This is a genomic window from Pseudovibrio japonicus (assembly GCF_014651595.1).
Taxonomy (GTDB): domain Bacteria; phylum Pseudomonadota; class Alphaproteobacteria; order Rhizobiales; family Stappiaceae; genus Pseudovibrio; species Pseudovibrio japonicus.
Window position 1 is genome coordinate 1 of the sequence record NZ_BMXE01000011.1, and the last position, 15,307, is coordinate 15,307.

The following is a 15,307-nucleotide window of genomic DNA, read 5'->3' on the forward strand; positions in this document are numbered from 1 at the left end:
AGCCGACTATCAAAACTTATCATCACCCAACGCAAATCTATCCCCGCATCAACACCGCACGACACAGCACAACGCCACCTAGCGCCCCGGCAACGCCACAGTCACACCCTCACCGCCAAATCCATGAACAAGGTCTCTACCGTGAACCTCCCCGCATGCGCCGTTGCGCCCATTCATCCAAGCCCAATAGACACCAGCCGGACCACCGGACCACCGGACCACCGGACCACCGGACCACCGGACCACCGGACCAGAAGCAAACGCCCAAGCAAAATCGATCTCAAGCCCTCAAATCAGACCAAACCCAATTCTCCGACAAAAAACCAAAGCCAACTCACCACCAGCAAAAATTCAAGGAGAACATTACGGGAATAGACCACGATCAAAACACGCTTCACTATGAAACAACGACCAAACACCAAAACATCGGTTCAAAACCGCGATCTTTGATAATCGAATACTGAGAACGTAAGTCCAGATGCGAAAGCTGCTTACAGACGCAGGCATGGAGCTAAAGGAAGGGGGATATTGGAGAATAATATGTGCGATATAGGTGTCTAGCTTCTCAAACTATCTCAAGTCGACAGTAATGATTGCCCAACTCGTGCTTTGAGACGATCGCGACAACACTTGAGTGCAGCAAGCTTGTCGCATCGGGAGCGCGACAAGCGATATAGGTCAAATCCACGCTGTATGGGCGAACTTAGTGGACTGACAGCCAGTCTCGTGCTGCACGTTGTGCCTCGGCAATCTCCATATGCGACATCTCTTGGGATATCTCCCGGCGATAACGCACTGCCTGAGTACTGCCGCGCATCGCAGCAAGATTAAACCACTTATGCGCTTCGATCAGATCACAGGCCCCGGATTTACCCGACGCCGCATCCAGACCGCGCTGTACTAAAGATTTCACTTCGCACGCATTTTGCTTGACATGCCGATGAATTACGCCATCAAACTGCAACACAGTCATTAAATCTCTCTCCTAAAACACAGTGAACTCGTTTGTATTGCTCGTAATTTTTCATGAGATAAGAGGAAGCGACGGCCTCCCCGAAATCTAACTGACGTCGCGGACTATTAGATTTTGACACTCTAAAAAGGCCGTTAAAAACCATGATTGAAACGAAAAAAGTCGCTTCAAAATGAAGATTTACGTAGTTCTGACACGCTGTAAACCAAGGAATATCCCACTGAATGAATTGATGGGTTGCACGAATCGAAACTGAAACAAACCTGTCTAGTTCACTGATTGATTGCCTTGCACATTCCTGACATTACGATAAGGTAAAGCCATTATTACCAAGCTTCAGTGTTTTGGGAGGAACCATGAAAGCACCCTTTTTGAAGACATCTTTGGCTGCACTGCTCTCAGTCGGCCTGACAACTTCAGCCCTTGCAGCAGACGCCACTGGCACATGGATGAGAGCAAACGGATCTGCCAAAATTAAAATTTCCAAGTGCGGCGGCAATCTATGCGGCAACATTGTTTGGCTAAAAGAGCCACGCAAGGACACAGAAAACCCCGACCCTAAGCTTCGCGACCGTTCGCTGATCGGCACAAAAACCATTCTTGGCATGAAAAGCAGCGGCAATAACAGCTGGAAGGGTAAAGTATATAATGCCGAGGACGGCAAAACCTACTCAGGAAAGATGGAACTGGTTTCTGCAAACAAGCTGAAACTAGAAGGCTGCGTCTTGATCTTCTGTAAAGGTGATACCTGGACTCGTTCTAAGTAAATTTACCTTAAATCAAGAGACAACAAGCCAAAACCCGTCTGCTATGCTAGCTAATCACCTGCTCCTAAGAGCGAGCAGGTGATAAGGCAAGCAGATAATAAAATGACCTATCCCGGTTTCATCATTGGCTTTCTTCTTCTTACAATCCTTCCGGCAACCTCTGCCTACAGTCAGGATCTGCGCGGTCTTTGGCGAACTCCCCTAGGTGAAACGATTAATATTGAGCAATGTGGAGCGACCCTTTGCGCAAAAGTGCAGGCCTTCACCCCTCCTAACGGACAGCGACAGGAAGACGTTCTGGATGAGAACAATACTGACGCAACTAAAAGATCCCGCAAGATTCTAGGCCTGAATGTTCTTTGGAACATAACTCCAGCAGGAGAAAACACATGGCGAGCGGACGGCTATGATCCACGCCGCGGGGTTGAAGCCAACGTCGATATGAAGCTCCTGCCCGGCGGTGTGTTGAACATAAAGGGATGCAAGAGGGTCGTCGTGAACGTGTGTGATGACATTAATTGGCAACGCCTGTAACGTTGAAGCATCTGCAAACATATTGGCTTTTTCCAACACAGGACAAAAAAAGTCCCTGTGGCACTCATAAAGCTCAGACTGAGAAACATAGGCTACAGCAGGGAACCAGTGTGCAAGACGCTTGTCTTGGATCAGTCACGAAAAGTCTCAAACAGGCTACCAGCACACAATATAAATCCGTTTTCAAATCTCAACGCTGATTGAACAGGATGGATTGCGCCTCTTTATCCCCTGATATGCTCGGGGAGGCAGATCCCACTTCCTTACCAACCTCCAAGCCTTGCACCACAGCAGCGCGCGCCAGTAGTCGCTCACGCCATGCCTTTACATCCGGAAATTCATCCAGATCAATCCCTTGGCGTTCCCATCGCTGCGACCAAGTAAATATGGATATGTCCGCAATGGTGTATTCTCCCGCAGCCACATAATTGCGATCAGCAAGTCGCTTATTTAGCACCCGGTAAAGCCGATGCGTCTCATTGAAATAGCGGGTCATGGCATACTCGATTTTCTCAGTAGCATAATGGCGAAAGTGATGGTTCTGGCCGAGCATGGGACCAAATCCGCCTATTTGCCACATCAACCATTCTTCTGTTTCCACCCGCGCCCGCTCTTCTACTGGATAGAAACGCTCGAACTTACGGCCCAAATACTGCATTATCGCACCGGATTCAAAAATGGAGATTGGATCACCGCTTGGTCCTTCAGGATCAATGATCGCTGGCATCTTATTGTTCGGCGAGATTTTGAGGAAGTCTGGCTCAAACTGCTCACCACGTCTAATGTTCACCAGTTTCACATCATAGGGAACGCCAAGCTCCTCCATCATAATAGAAACCTTCCAGCCATTCGGTGTTGGCCAGTAGTACAGCTCGATGGGTTTTGTCTGCGAAAAAGCCATAAGGACACCTGCGAAAACCGTTCGGCGAGGTTTCTGATGAGGATTTAGCCAGTCGCTCTCCAGACTATTCCAAAACACCACGGCTGGAAATAGCCAGCTCAGATGCAAGTTAACACCTAGAAAATCAGCTTGAAGCCTTCATGCGTCGGCACAAACCCATTGCTGGTATAAAAGCGATGCGCGGCTTTGCGTTCTTTATTTGACGTCAGTTGCACCATACAACACCCGCTTTCACGAGCCAGCCTCACCGCGTGCGCGAGCATCTCTTTGCCAAGCCCTTTGCCACGCATATCGGCACGGGTGTGCATGCTTTCGATCTGTGCGCGGGGCCTCCCGTTAAAAGCAAGGCCCTTCACATAGGTTAGCTGAAAAGTTGCAACAGGGTCTCCCTCCGCCTGCTCCCCCACATAAATGTTGGTATTCGGGCACTGTTGGATAGCCGAAAATGCAGGCTCGTAGGTGTCCATCGTATCCTTTTCGAAATGCACCCGTTGGGAAGAAGCACCTGCGTTCATCATCCGCACAACAGCATCAAGATCCTCATAGCGGGCAACACGTATCTTCAACATAAAAACTCCAAACATCAGCTAGCGACAAATTTCCGAGTCGCCATCAACCTTCTCAACTCCAAATATTGTTGTTCGGAAGTTATCGGCTTTCCACAAATGAGGCCAGCTTGCACTGATTTGACGTGAGGCCTGCACTTCGTCAGGTGTTGGTGCTTGGTTCACTGCAAAACCGCCGCTGACAAGAGCATCCTGCATACTGCGCTGCACACCGTCATCTCCCATATCCCAAACGATGAAGCAGTTTTGCCGCTGCGCACTGTTGGGGTGGAAACCACGAATGATGTGGCGAGCATTGGGCAAACTCACACGCAGGTTTCCTCCCGTATATTGATCCAGCGAAACAAACGTGGCCTGCCCAATCTCAGGAAACTGAACCTTGAGCTGCTCCCCCAACTTGTAAAAAGGTTTCATCTGGCGGCAATACCCACCACAAAACAGTGGGTCTGGAGCTAGAAAACCCGCAACGCGAACACCAATCACGGCAAGAACAAACAGGACCAGAACACCGGAGTAAATCTTTACCGATCTGTTGGAACACCTGCGCAGCGAAATTTGGAAGAACACCACAATTGGAAGCAAAAGCAGCACTGGATGCATGTGCCGTTCTTTTATGTATTGCGCACCACTCAAAAGAACTCCAACAAACGCCAGGGCAAGAGCAAAAAGCAGTGCCCGCTGTAAAAGTCGGCCGGTGGCCATTGTGTGTGGATCGGTTATCTCCCTTCGCTCCCCACGGAACAAGCTGGGAAAGAAGATCAGTATGACCAGAGGCAGGAACGGAACAGAAAAACCCACAAGGCTGATCAATAAACGCAGCTCACCAGAAAATACCCGCGCCAAACTATTCGCCTGCTCCCCCTCGCGCATCAAGTCTATCGCAGAGCCAACAAACACCTGATCGTAGATGATAATCCAATAAAGATAGGGTGAATATACTATAACGGCGATCACGCCAGCGACAATCAGAAGCGAGAGTCGTAACTGCTTACGCCAATAGCCATCGGTGAGCGCCGCAAGAAAGATTGAGGCCGGGACCAGAATGTACGAGTGCTTGGAAAGCATGCCAAGCCCCAAAGCCAAGCCGAAACAAGCAGTGGCGCCAATCGTTTTCTCTTTCAAAAACCATAAAAAGCAGTAGAGCGTTGCACCTGAAGCTGCCATCAAAACGGAAGTGTGGGTCATACCCTCATGCAGATTAAAGCCGATCTGGTAAAGCGCCACATAGGAAAACACCGAAAGCGCAGCCAGCTTCTCATCTGCAATAGCTTGCCGGGCAACACCGTAGAGAAACAAGGAGAAACACAGCACCAGCAGGTACTTAAGAGTTACAAAGCTCCAGATATTTGGCCCGAAGATCTTCTGAGTGCCATATAGCATCCACTCGTAAAGCGGCGGCTGGCGCACTTGATATCCAAGCCTCAGCTCCTGCACAAACACATTCTCAAACATCTCATCAGTACTTAGCGTAGGCGAGAAGTAACCACGCAAAAGCAGATGCAGCAGCAGGTATCCTGCGATCAGAAGAATGACGCCCACAGGTCGCCACCAAAATCGGGTTAAAACTGTCGCTTCCAGCATCTAGACATCTCCATCAGAGGCTTAGACAGCAAGCTTAGACCCGCAAGAAACGGCCAGATACAAAGAGGGCCACATCCCGCCTGCTCGGCTGGAGGATGTGGCCCCGAAAGCACAGATAAGGAGATTACACCCTAAGTTCTGCGGAGTATTTTTCCACATGCCCGAGCAGCTGCATCGCGCCCTGTTGGTCACGGGAAAGAACAAACCCCAGGCGCTCGGCTGTGCGACTGCCCACATTCCATGAGCTTGCCCAGATGATGAAAGGCGCCAGCAGCATCGGTAGAGCAACCGGCATCACCCAGAGCCACAGCGCGCCTTCGCCAATCCAGCTTAGGCCCATGGCCAGCGCACCAACAGCGCTCACCCACCAGACAGACCGGAGACATTCCAGCAACGGCAAGCGAGCGGCATCGCGGTGGGCGTTGGTCCATCCGCTGTCGCGGCCCATGAGAACCTCAAAGACAGAGCGGCACTGGAAGGCCATCAGGATCGGCGCGAACACCGCAGAACTGATCAGCTCAATGAGACCACCAAGCACACCCTTGCGGGATGTATTCTCAGTCCCCAGAAAGACCTCTTTCAAAACAACGAGTGCTTTCGGCAGAACCAGCAGCGCAATCACGCCAAACAGCAAAGCCGCACCTTCATAGGCAGCACTGATCGGTATATGGCCGAGAACCGGGAGGTGGTTCTGGAAAGCATAGGCCTCCAGCACCGGCAAATCCAAAGGCGCGAACAAACTTGCCAGTAGAAAAACAGCCCAGACCGGCGAGCTCAGATAGGACATGATGCCAAGCAGCAAGGAAAAGCGCCCCCACGGCTTGAGGGAACGCGCAGCCACCACGCGGGAATGCTGCAGGTTTCCCTGGCACCAGCGTCGGTCACGTGCCGCATAGCCCAATATATTCTCGGGCGCCGCCTCATAGGACCCAGTGATCCGCGGATCACACTCCACCCGCCAGCCCGCACGCGCCATAAGCACTGCTTCCACGCTGTCGTGGCTGAGAATATGCCCGCCAAACGCCGCCGTATCATCCAGTTCCGGCAAACCACAACTGGAGGCAAAGGCCCGGGTGCGGATAATCGCGTTATGACCCCAAAATGGCCCGCACTCGCCCTGCATGGCAGCCAGACCAAACGCAAAGGCACGGCCAAACATGCCTGAGGCAAACATCAGGTTGCGGCCAAAGTAGCTCCTCAGACCAACCAACATGGGAACCGTTTGCAGCAGACCAAGGGTCGGCTCCGCTTCCATGCGGCCAACCATGTGCACCAGCGTATCAGCGCGCATTAGACTGTCAGCGTCCAGTACAATCATGTAGCGGTAAGCCCCGCCGCAGCGTTGCACAAACTCCGCTACGTTGCCCGCCTTCCGGCCATGGTTGTCCGTCCGGCGCCGGTAAAAGATCTTCTGCTCTGGATACCGCACAACCAGCTGGCGCACCACCTGCTCTTCCAGCTCCGCAATCTCTTCATTGCGGCTGTCAGAAAGCACATGCCAGTGAAACAAGTGTGTCGCGTTTTGAGCCCTCAAATCATCCATCATGGCCGCAAGACGCGCCGCAACTTCCGGCGCATCTTCATTATAGATCGGCATCAGGATCGCCGTGCTTTCTGCAGGCAAAGACTGCGGATCAGCATCAAGAGCAGAAACCGAGCGGGCATACAGCAAGCCCAGCAGAACGGTCGCCCCACCCCATGAAAGCCAGAGGGTGCTGACAAACAGCAGAACAATCCGCACAAATTCATAGATATTGAGGCCATCAGCACTCAAGGCTGCATAAAACAGCCCTGTAAAGCTAAGGGACAACGCCAGACAGAAGACAAAAGCCGCAGCCCGTCGGTGCCCTACCCCGTCGCGAAACGGCATTTCCATAAATTACCGCCCCGAAAAGATAGAAATGGCTTTTTGCAGTCGCGCCCGCTTAGCAGGCCGCGCGGAAGCACCGCGCCCGAACCACACACGACGCCAGGCCAGAGCAAACCAGCTCTCATCATCTGCAGAAAGATCCTGCACTGGCATGGCAAGCGGTGCAACCGGACCGCTGCTCAGCTCATCATTTGTAGAAGACACATCAGATTTCATAGGCTTCATGAACTCCACCCCCACTGGTAAAGCCATTCTTCAGAAACTGCTTTTTCGCCATCAGTCAGTTGAAGGCGCAATTCAACCGGCACGCTCAGATCTTCGCGGGAAACATCCATGAACACACGATAGATACCCAGCTCTTCAATGTAATGGATGTCCACAAAATCGACCGTTCCGTTCAAAGCAGCGTTGTCGATTGCAGGTTTCGCACGCACAAGCTGCTCACCATTCAGTCCGCTCTCCGTAAACTGGGAGGCATCAAAGTCCACGACGAACTTACGGGTCAACGAGTTCTCGGTTGAGGCTGAGTGCCCCGCCTTGCCTGAGCGCGTTTGTGTAACAGGCATCAACACCTGCTCAGAGTGACCAACTTCATCGCCCCAGTACATCTTGTAGTGGAATGACAGTTCATCACCCGCCTTCACCTCTTGATCCGGTGTCCAGAACGCCACGATGTTATCGTTGATTTCCTGGTCCGTTGGAATTTCCGCAAGCATCACGGAACCCTCACCCCAATCACCAAGAGGCTCGATCCATAGGCTTGGACGTTTGTCATAACGAGCTTCAAGATCCTGATAGTGCTCAAAATCTCTGTCGCGCTGCATCAACCCAAAACCAACCGGGCTTTTTGCATCGAGAAAGGAAAGCTGCAGATTATTTGGGTTGGTAAGAGGCCGCCACGAGGTGTTTCCGTTGGCAAAGCGCAGCTTCAGCCCGTCACTGTCATGCACTTCAGGCCTGAAGTCATCAAACCCGGTCCGGTCATTCTCGCCGTAAAGGTACATGGAGGTCAAAGGCGCAATACCAAGCCGTTCCACATCACTTCGGAAGAACAGATGCGCCGTCACATCAACTTCTGTCTGCTGTCCCGGTTTGAACGTAAATTGATACGCCCCAGTCACACTTGGGCTATCAAGCTCCGCCCACACCGTCACCAGGTTTGCACCATCCACCGGCTTACCAAGGTAAAACGCTGTGAAGTGGGGAAATTCTTCTGGTCGGCTACTGGCCGTATCAATAGCCAATGCACGGGCAGACAGGCCATAGGTATTGCCAGCCCCCAGAGCGCGGAAATAGCTGGCACCTAAAAAGGCAACCAGTTCATCCATCTGCTCTTCCACATTCAGTGGGTTCAGCAAACGGAACCCGGCCACCCCGGGAAATGAAACATCACTCAGAGATGCGCTCAACTCCGTATCATGATAGTCAAAGTCAGCAGCTTCAAACACAAATGGTTGAGCTGCGCCCTCGCTCACCTCATAGATTTTCAGAGGATGTTTAAACAGCCAACCCGGATGGAACGCATGAACTCTGAAGTTCTCAGTGTCATTCCACTTGCTGCGGTCGCGATTATAGCCGATTTTCCGATATCCATCGTACTCTAACTCCGCCAGCGCGCCCGGTAATTCTACAGTTGGTTCCGTATAGGCTTCTTGTGCCTGAGCCTTCATCTTTGCCACAAGTGTACCAAAGGTAAACGGAACCTGAGACTGAGAGCTTTCGCTTGCAACATCAGCCGCAAAAGAAGAAGAGACTGCCCCAAACCCGACGCCGGAGCAAATCACGCCCAATACAGCCATATTGGAAAGAAAATTACTTCGTTGATTAAGCAACGAGACGCCCCCAAAGATTTCATATACAACAAATCGCAGTGTTTCTACGCACTACACAACTATAAGTTCTAGCAGAGACCAGAACTTAGACCAGACAAGTCTACATAACGCCTGATCACCTGAAGTTTATCGTGGCTCAATGAGGCAGAGATATGGTCGAGAACAGGCAGAGAGCTGATGATTCACAGCGAAAGTTAACCCTGTTGATTATTTCTAACCTGTTATAATCACTGAGATATTAGGGATGACTTAATTGCGGGACACGTTTCTACCACGCTCTCACCCCAAACAGAGATCTCTCCTCGTCAAGATCTTCCATCAGAACTTGCACAACACGCTGAACGGGATGAACAGCGGGCACTTAAAACGAACATTGCTCCGGTTAAGCATCCGGGCCAATGCTCATTAAGCAAGGTGAGACTGAGCAGCATATGTGCACGTTCGAGCGCACAATCCCTGACCACCTGCTGTTCAGGAGCCTCGCACTAGGCAAAAAAGCCTCAACTACGAGATCTCAGCCACTTCAATCATCAAAAAAGGCCCGCCAAACTGGCGAGCCTTTGCAATCTTCGAAGCTGTAAGGACGGTTTATTCTAGACCGATCTTTGCTTTCAACATGTCAGAAACGGCCTGCGGGTTTGCTTTACCCTTGGAAGCCTTCATAACCTGACCAACGAACCAGCCAAGCATACCTGGCTTCTCTTTAGCCTGCTCTGCTTTGTCGGTATTGCCGGCGAGGATCTCATCCACGATACCTTCAATTGCACCAAGGTCGGTCACCTGCTTCATGCCACGATCTTCAACGATCTGTGCTGGATCACCACCCTCAGTCCAAACAATCTCAAAGAGATCTTTTGCGATCTTGCCGGAGATGGTGCCTGCTTTGATCAGGTCGATGATCTTACCCAACTGCTCAGCAGAGATAGGGCTGGTAGTCACGTCCAGACCTTCTTTGTTCAAGCGGCCAAAGGTGTCATTGATCACCCAGTTCGCAGCCAGCTTGGCATCACGGCCCTTTGCAACTGCCTCAAAGAAGTCACAGGAAACGCGCTCAGCAACCAGAATGTCTGCATCATATGGCGTCAGGCCGAAATCTTTAATGTAACGGGCCTTTTTCTCATCCGGCAGTTCCGGCAGGTTTGCAGCCAGCTCATCAACCAGCTCCTGAGTAAACTCAAGCGGCAGCAGATCTGGATCCGGGAAGTAGCGGTAATCATGCGCTTCTTCCTTAGAACGCATAGAGCGGGTCTCGCCCTTTACGCTGTCAAACAGGCGGGTTTCCTGATCGATCTCGCCACCATCTTCCAAGATGCCAATCTGACGACGTGCTTCGTACTCAATCGCCTGACCAACAAAACGGATGGAGTTCACGTTCTTGATCTCACAACGTGTACCAAACTCACCGCCCGGTTTGCGAACAGAAACGTTCACGTCAGCGCGCATGGAGCCCTGATCCATGTTGCCGTCACAGGTGCCAAGGTAACGCAGAATGGTGCGCAGCTTGGTCAGATATGCTTTTGCCTCATCAGCAGAGCGGATATCTGGCTTGGAAACGATTTCCATCAGCGCCACGCCAGAACGGTTCAGGTCCACAAAAGACATGGTAGGGTGCTGGTCATGCAGGGACTTACCCGCATCCTGCTCAAGGTGCAGGCGTTCAACACCCACTTCAACCCGCTCACCGCTCTTCATGTCCAGATGGATGATGCCTTCACCAACGATCGGCTGCTTGAACTGGGAGATCTGATAGCCCTGAGGCAGATCAGGGTAGAAGTAGTTTTTGCGGTCAAAAACGGACTTCAGATTAATCTCAGCTTCAAGGCCAAGGCCGGTCCGGATCGCCTGACGCACACACTCTTCGTTGATCACTGGCAGCATGCCTGGCATTGCCGCATCAACCAAGCTCACATTATTATTCGGATCGCTGCCAAAGCTGGTAGAAGCGCCCGAGAAAAGCTTGGCCTCAGAGGTCACCTGAGCGTGAACCTCCATGCCGATTACGATTTCCCAGTCGCCCGTTGCGCCCTTGATGAATTTCTTCGGATCCGGCGTACGCGTATCGACAAGCAGCGTCATGCGATCAATATCCTGTGTTCGTTTAAGTCCTCGCCAAAATCCGCCCACGCAAACGCGAGCCCACGAAGACCACCTAATTTCTCAAGGGTGTTGGGTAGGCCATCAACCTCGCAATGGCAAGTGAATCTTCGCCCGTTTTTTGAGCAGAACGCCTAAATTTCGGGGAGAAGCCTTTAGAACGGCGCCTTGAAGCATTTGCAGCCCGGCCTACGCCGCAAAACCAACCAGCAGCACTTACTTTGCGCGGCGACGACTGGCCCCGATTTTCATGGCAATCGCACTGACAATCAGCCCCGTCGCAAAGCGGAACGGAAACAGCGCCAACGGCCCAACCTCAGGGTTCCATGGCATCGGAACTCCGATGAGTCTGATTACGCCTTCAATGAACAAGCTCAGCGCAGCCGCCGCAAACCCCGCAATAAAGATCTTCGCCCTCTGGTTGGCGTAGTAGCCCATATAAGCGGCAATCAAGATGGCAAACGGATTCAAAAGCCCCGGCCAAAGCAGAATTACGGAGATATCATCAGTCATTAAAGTCTCACTCAGATTAATAGGACGGCAAATGTACCGCGCTAAGTAGTTCCCCTAGCACATTATTGAAGCCGATGCCCAATAGACTTAGACCACATCGCCGGAAAGTCCATCTCCGCTTCGGCAATCAAGAGCCCGGCAACTGCTCCGGCAAATCTGCAACACTCCCTCACCTTCGCACACCCGTACAGCCCCACCCGCTTGCGACCGGCAGCGCAGTTACATATAAGTCCTCCACCAACGAATGGAGTTTTCATGCCAGCTCAACAAGAGTCCCGGTAAAGCCCTGTCGAACACAGACAGGGCATGCACATAAGAACCAACCCCACTGACCGCATGAGCGGGCAGACGGGATAAGTGCATTCTAGAAAACTCAAAGACATCAATGGATATTTCGAAAGCTGAACAGCGCATCTTGCATGTGCTGGCACAAGGCGGCTGCATTGAATTGCGCCGCGACGACGATGGCATTCTGGAAGAAATGAACTGCGTCACACGGGATGGATGGTACTACGCTGGTCTTTCTGAACACATCTTCAGAAAACTCAAGTACCGGCGCCTGATCTCCTCCAAAGGAGGCCGCCCCTACCGCATCACCAAACTAGGCCTGACCCGCGTCCGCAGCCAGCTCGACAACCGCTAGGCACCCCCACCCCGCAGCACCGAGCTGCGGGGTCGTTCACCCAACAGACCACACTACTCATCTCAGGTCATAAAAGAGGAAGATCACCAACCTACCGCAGCATCTCGCGCACATCGACCACGTAGCGTACAGGCTGCAACATACCCGCGACCAGGTGCCAGATGTTGTGGCAGTGATAGGCCCACATGCCCGGGTTATTTGCCAGAAACTCGATGGTCACCGTCTCATTTTGCGGCACCCAGACCGTATCCATCACTGGCGCAAAATCATCATCCGGACCGCCAAGCACACGGAAAGTATGCCCGTGAAGATGCATGGGATGTGCCATAGACGTAAGGTTGATCATCCGCATCTGAACCACCTCCCCCAACATCACATCCAGATAGGTCTTTTGTGCATCATCACCCGCATAAGGCTCAGGCCAAGAGTGATCATTCATCATCCACTCGTAGGAGGCCATGTTCCCTGAAAGCACAACATCGTGAATCCGGTCCACTCTGCGACCGAAGTTGGACGGATCAAGCGATCTCAAGCTTCTGAAGTCAATGGTCGGACCATCAAACGAGGGCCGGTTGTCATTTACACTTGCCTCCACATCATCTGTATGAATGACGCCAAGGCACTGCTTGTTGTCACCAAGAGCCACCGCATGGATCGTATAACTGCCACTGTCAGGCACATCCACGAGGATGTCATAGCGCGCCGATGTGGGCACAATCACATTCTGCGCATCAACAGGCTGCACCCGGTTGCCATCCACCTCAATCACGGAGAACGGCAGGTCATCTATGGATATTCTGAAGAAGGTGCTGCCCGAGGAGTTGATCAGGCGCAAGCGCAAGCGATCCCCCTTTTTGACAGTGTATGTCCATGGCGCGGCGTTGGCGTGTCCATTCAAGATATAGCCTGCATACACAACATCGATCTCAAAATCTTCCCCATTGGGCAGCGCATAGGCATCTTGCACATCTGGCGGACGCTGACCGCTCTTCAGCTTGGTCATGACAGCATCCCCCTCCTCCGGCGGGATGTCACTAAACATCAGCACTTCATCATGATCATAGGAATAGGGATTGGTCCGCGGATCAATAATAAGAGAGCCCAAAAGTCCGTACTGCTCCTGCACACCAAGATGGGAGTGGTAGTAGTAACTTCCCTGCTGAACCAGCGGAAACTCATAGTATTGCGAGGTTCCCGACTCAATGGGAAGCTGCGCAATCCCGGGCACCCCGTCTTGCAAAGACGGCAACAGCAATCCGTGCCAGTGAAGGCATGTGGGATCCGTCATATGGTTGTTGATGAGCACCCGAAACATATCCCCTTCCGTATAACGGATAGGGGTTCCCGGCCACGAACCACCTGCAAACAGGCCTTCCAGGTCAACGCCGTATTGAGAATAGGGCTTTTCAGCAACCGTCAGCGTAAAATCCGGCTCGATTGTCTCGGCTCCAAGCAGAGACTGCGCACAGGCCGCTTGGGGAGGAACAGTACCGGGAGGCAGAATGGGCCGCGTAAGCTGCGTGACTTGCGCACCGGCATTTCCCGCAATAAGTGAAGCAGCACCCACGGCAAGCCCACCGCTTGCGCTGGTTCTCACGAAATCTCGACGGCTCAGCTTCATAGCGCACCTGCTCTCTCAGCTTTTAAGAGCGCAGTTTAGGTAGCGAAAGCCTATATTTTCCTAGTATTTTGGGGAAGATTAGATGAAAGAGCTCATGCACCAATCAGGCGATCAGCACCCATGGAACCCAGCGCCAAAGAGCTCGTCAGACCGGGGCTTTCAATGCCCATATAAGCCAGCAATCCCGGAATTCCGTGGGTTTCTTCACCCCAGACAGCAAAGTCAGCTGCCGCAGCGCCTGCTGGCACCAGTTTGGGCCGAATACCGGAGTAATCCGCCTGCAGGCTCTCCTCCGCAAGATCCGGGTAATACTTGCGGATCTCGGCACCAAACTGCGCGCGGCGCGCTTCGTTCACATCATAGTTGATCTCGTCAACCCATTCCACATCCGGACCAAAACGCGCCTGATTGCCCATGTCGATCGTCAGATGAACACCAAGCCCGCCCGGCACTGGCACCGGGTAAATGAGGTGTGAAAACGGAGCATCACCAGCAAGGCTGAAATAGTTGCCTTTTGCGTAGTAAAGCTTTGGCACCTGACGGGACATGTGCCCTGCCAGTTTGGAGAGCATCTTGTTGGAGTGAAGACCAGCTGCAATCACCAGCTCCCGGCAGGTAATCGCATAGCCATCTTTCATGACAACGGTAAACCCGTCGCCTTTGAAGTTCTTGGCTACGATTTCCTCTTCCTCGTCCTCATCGGACGGATAGCCTGCCGCGTGCAGATCTTCTTCCACCAGAATGTCAGCACCCATCAGCTCGCTTGGGCGCATTCCGGTTTCAATTTGGGTAACTTCGGTCCCAACAACAACCAGTCCGCCATGCGCTTCCAACCCGCCTTGCAGCGCCATCATATACGCATGACTATCCACAATGCCTGTGGAGGGCGAAAACAGGGCGCCCTTGCATGCAAGATTGGGCTCAAAGCCCTGCGCCTGCGCTTCATTGAGCTTCAACAGGTCATGAACACCATTGGCTGCGGCGCGCGCGCGAATATCATCAAGCATGGAAACCTGACTGTCATCTGTCGCCACAATCAGCTTGCCAATCCGCTTGTAAGGCACACCATATTCCTCACAAAAGGAATAGAGCATCTCCTTGCCCTGCACACAAGCTTTTGATTTCAAAGAGTCTTTCGGGTAATAAATCCCTGCATGGACAACTTCGGAATTACGGGCGCTGATTTCGGAGCCGATGATCTCATGCTGTTCAAGCACAATCACTTCACGTCCCCTGCGCGCCAGTTCATAAGCCGCGCTTAAGCCCACAACTCCTGCACCGATTACGATGCACTCAACGTCTGCCATGCTATTCCTGTTTGCTCTTTTATTGTTAAGAGAAAGACCCATAGCACATTACGCGGCAATCTAAACAATATACCCACAGCCTTTCCCTAATTAATCCCCAAGGCA

At 52.2% G+C, this 15,307-nt stretch carries 15 protein-coding genes; 3 read left to right on the forward strand and 12 right to left on the reverse strand.

Annotated features, from left to right (window positions below; genetic code table 11):
• Window positions 1-78: 78 nt before the first annotated feature.
• Together IE076_RS20920 and IE076_RS20925 are read right to left on the reverse strand one after the other, a co-directional pair.
• Entirely contained in the window at window positions 79-222 is a 144-nt protein-coding gene (locus IE076_RS20920) for a hypothetical protein (RefSeq protein WP_189438750.1), read from the reverse strand.
• A gap of 481 nt (window positions 223-703) precedes the next feature.
• Window positions 704-973, reverse strand: a complete 270-nt coding sequence (locus IE076_RS20925) for a hypothetical protein (protein ID WP_189438751.1) — start codon at window positions 971-973, stop codon at window positions 704-706.
• 356 nt (window positions 974-1,329) lie between these two features.
• Here IE076_RS20925 and IE076_RS20930 point away from each other — a divergent pair, with 356 nt between their 5' ends.
• A complete protein-coding gene (locus IE076_RS20930; RefSeq protein WP_189438752.1) occupies window positions 1,330-1,740 on the forward strand; it encodes a DUF2147 domain-containing protein in 411 nt (136 codons plus the stop codon).
• 102 nt (window positions 1,741-1,842) lie between these two features.
• Complete coding sequence (locus IE076_RS20935; protein ID WP_189438753.1) at window positions 1,843-2,274, forward strand: DUF2147 domain-containing protein; 432 nt, start codon at window positions 1,843-1,845, stop codon at window positions 2,272-2,274.
• 190 nt (window positions 2,275-2,464) lie between these two features.
• Here IE076_RS20935 and IE076_RS20940 read toward each other — a convergent pair whose 3' ends face one another.
• The 8 genes from IE076_RS20940 to IE076_RS20975 form a co-directional block, all read right to left on the reverse strand.
• Window positions 2,465-3,175 carry a glutathione S-transferase family protein gene (locus IE076_RS20940; protein ID WP_189438754.1) on the reverse strand — a complete coding sequence of 237 codons (711 nt, stop codon included), beginning with the start codon at window positions 3,173-3,175 and terminating at the stop codon, window positions 2,465-2,467.
• Between the two features lie 116 nt (window positions 3,176-3,291).
• A complete protein-coding gene (locus IE076_RS20945; RefSeq protein ID WP_189438755.1) occupies window positions 3,292-3,744 on the reverse strand; it encodes a GNAT family N-acetyltransferase in 453 nt (150 codons plus the stop codon).
• Between the two features lie 18 nt (window positions 3,745-3,762).
• Window positions 3,763-5,322 (reverse strand): glycosyltransferase family 39 protein, encoded by a 1,560-nt coding sequence (locus IE076_RS20950; RefSeq protein ID WP_189438756.1) that lies wholly within the window; start codon window positions 5,320-5,322, stop codon window positions 3,763-3,765.
• 124 nt (window positions 5,323-5,446) lie between these two features.
• Complete coding sequence (gene mdoH / locus IE076_RS20955; RefSeq protein ID WP_189438757.1) at window positions 5,447-7,198, reverse strand: glucans biosynthesis glucosyltransferase MdoH; 1,752 nt, start codon at window positions 7,196-7,198, stop codon at window positions 5,447-5,449.
• Window positions 7,199-7,201: 3 nt separating this feature from the next.
• Window positions 7,202-7,417 (reverse strand): hypothetical protein, encoded by a 216-nt coding sequence (locus IE076_RS20960; RefSeq protein ID WP_209009367.1) that lies wholly within the window; start codon window positions 7,415-7,417, stop codon window positions 7,202-7,204.
• Window positions 7,414-9,024 carry an OpgD/OpgG family glucan biosynthesis protein gene (locus tag IE076_RS20965; protein WP_189438758.1) on the reverse strand — a complete coding sequence of 537 codons (1,611 nt, stop codon included), beginning with the start codon at window positions 9,022-9,024 and terminating at the stop codon, window positions 7,414-7,416. The genes IE076_RS20960 and IE076_RS20965 overlap by 4 nt, the downstream gene beginning before the upstream one ends.
• A gap of 588 nt (window positions 9,025-9,612) precedes the next feature.
• The gene (gene gatB / locus IE076_RS20970) at window positions 9,613-11,100 is read right to left on the reverse strand and encodes an Asp-tRNA(Asn)/Glu-tRNA(Gln) amidotransferase subunit GatB (protein ID WP_189438759.1); all 1,488 of its coding nucleotides are present in this window, start codon (window positions 11,098-11,100) and stop codon (window positions 9,613-9,615) included.
• 234 nt (window positions 11,101-11,334) lie between these two features.
• Window positions 11,335-11,631: a phosphatidylglycerophosphatase gene (locus IE076_RS20975; RefSeq protein WP_189438760.1), complete on the reverse strand. Its 297-nt coding sequence runs from the start codon at window positions 11,629-11,631 to the stop codon at window positions 11,335-11,337.
• A gap of 385 nt (window positions 11,632-12,016) precedes the next feature.
• Here IE076_RS20975 and IE076_RS20980 point away from each other — a divergent pair, with 385 nt between their 5' ends.
• The gene (locus IE076_RS20980) at window positions 12,017-12,274 is read left to right on the forward strand and encodes a YjhX family toxin (protein WP_189438761.1); all 258 of its coding nucleotides are present in this window, start codon (window positions 12,017-12,019) and stop codon (window positions 12,272-12,274) included.
• 91 nt (window positions 12,275-12,365) lie between these two features.
• Here the strand turns inward: IE076_RS20980 and IE076_RS20985 are convergent, their stop codons facing one another.
• Together IE076_RS20985 and IE076_RS20990 are read right to left on the reverse strand one after the other, a co-directional pair.
• The gene (locus IE076_RS20985; protein ID WP_189438762.1) at window positions 12,366-13,895 is read right to left on the reverse strand and encodes a multicopper oxidase domain-containing protein; all 1,530 of its coding nucleotides are present in this window, start codon (window positions 13,893-13,895) and stop codon (window positions 12,366-12,368) included.
• 92 nt (window positions 13,896-13,987) lie between these two features.
• On the reverse strand, window positions 13,988-15,202 hold the full coding sequence (locus IE076_RS20990) for an NAD(P)/FAD-dependent oxidoreductase (protein ID WP_189438763.1): 1,215 nt from the start codon (window positions 15,200-15,202) through the stop codon (window positions 13,988-13,990).
• Window positions 15,203-15,307: the final 105 nt, after the last annotated feature.

Coding starts and splice junctions, on each gene's coding strand:
- IE076_RS20925 (WP_189438751.1), bottom strand. CDS start 973: ATGACTGTGTTGCAGTTTGATGGCGTAATTCATCGGCATGTCAAGCAA.
- IE076_RS20930 (WP_189438752.1), top strand. CDS start 1,330: ATGAAAGCACCCTTTTTGAAGACATCTTTGGCTGCACTGCTCTCAGTC.
- IE076_RS20935 (WP_189438753.1), top strand. CDS start 1,843: ATGACCTATCCCGGTTTCATCATTGGCTTTCTTCTTCTTACAATCCTT.
- IE076_RS20940 (WP_189438754.1), bottom strand. CDS start 3,175: ATGGCTTTTTCGCAGACAAAACCCATCGAGCTGTACTACTGGCCAACA.
- IE076_RS20945 (WP_189438755.1), bottom strand. CDS start 3,744: ATGTTGAAGATACGTGTTGCCCGCTATGAGGATCTTGATGCTGTTGTG.
- IE076_RS20950 (WP_189438756.1), bottom strand. CDS start 5,322: ATGCTGGAAGCGACAGTTTTAACCCGATTTTGGTGGCGACCTGTGGGC.
- mdoH (WP_189438757.1), bottom strand. CDS start 7,198: ATGGAAATGCCGTTTCGCGACGGGGTAGGGCACCGACGGGCTGCGGCT.
- IE076_RS20960 (WP_209009367.1), bottom strand. CDS start 7,417: ATGAAGCCTATGAAATCTGATGTGTCTTCTACAAATGATGAGCTGAGC.
- gatB (WP_189438759.1), bottom strand. CDS start 11,100: ATGACGCTGCTTGTCGATACGCGTACGCCGGATCCGAAGAAATTCATC.
- IE076_RS20975 (WP_189438760.1), bottom strand. CDS start 11,631: ATGACTGATGATATCTCCGTAATTCTGCTTTGGCCGGGGCTTTTGAAT.
- IE076_RS20980 (WP_189438761.1), top strand. CDS start 12,017: ATGGATATTTCGAAAGCTGAACAGCGCATCTTGCATGTGCTGGCACAA.
- IE076_RS20985 (WP_189438762.1), bottom strand. CDS start 13,895: ATGAAGCTGAGCCGTCGAGATTTCGTGAGAACCAGCGCAAGCGGTGGG.
- IE076_RS20990 (WP_189438763.1), bottom strand. CDS start 15,202: ATGGCAGACGTTGAGTGCATCGTAATCGGTGCAGGAGTTGTGGGCTTA.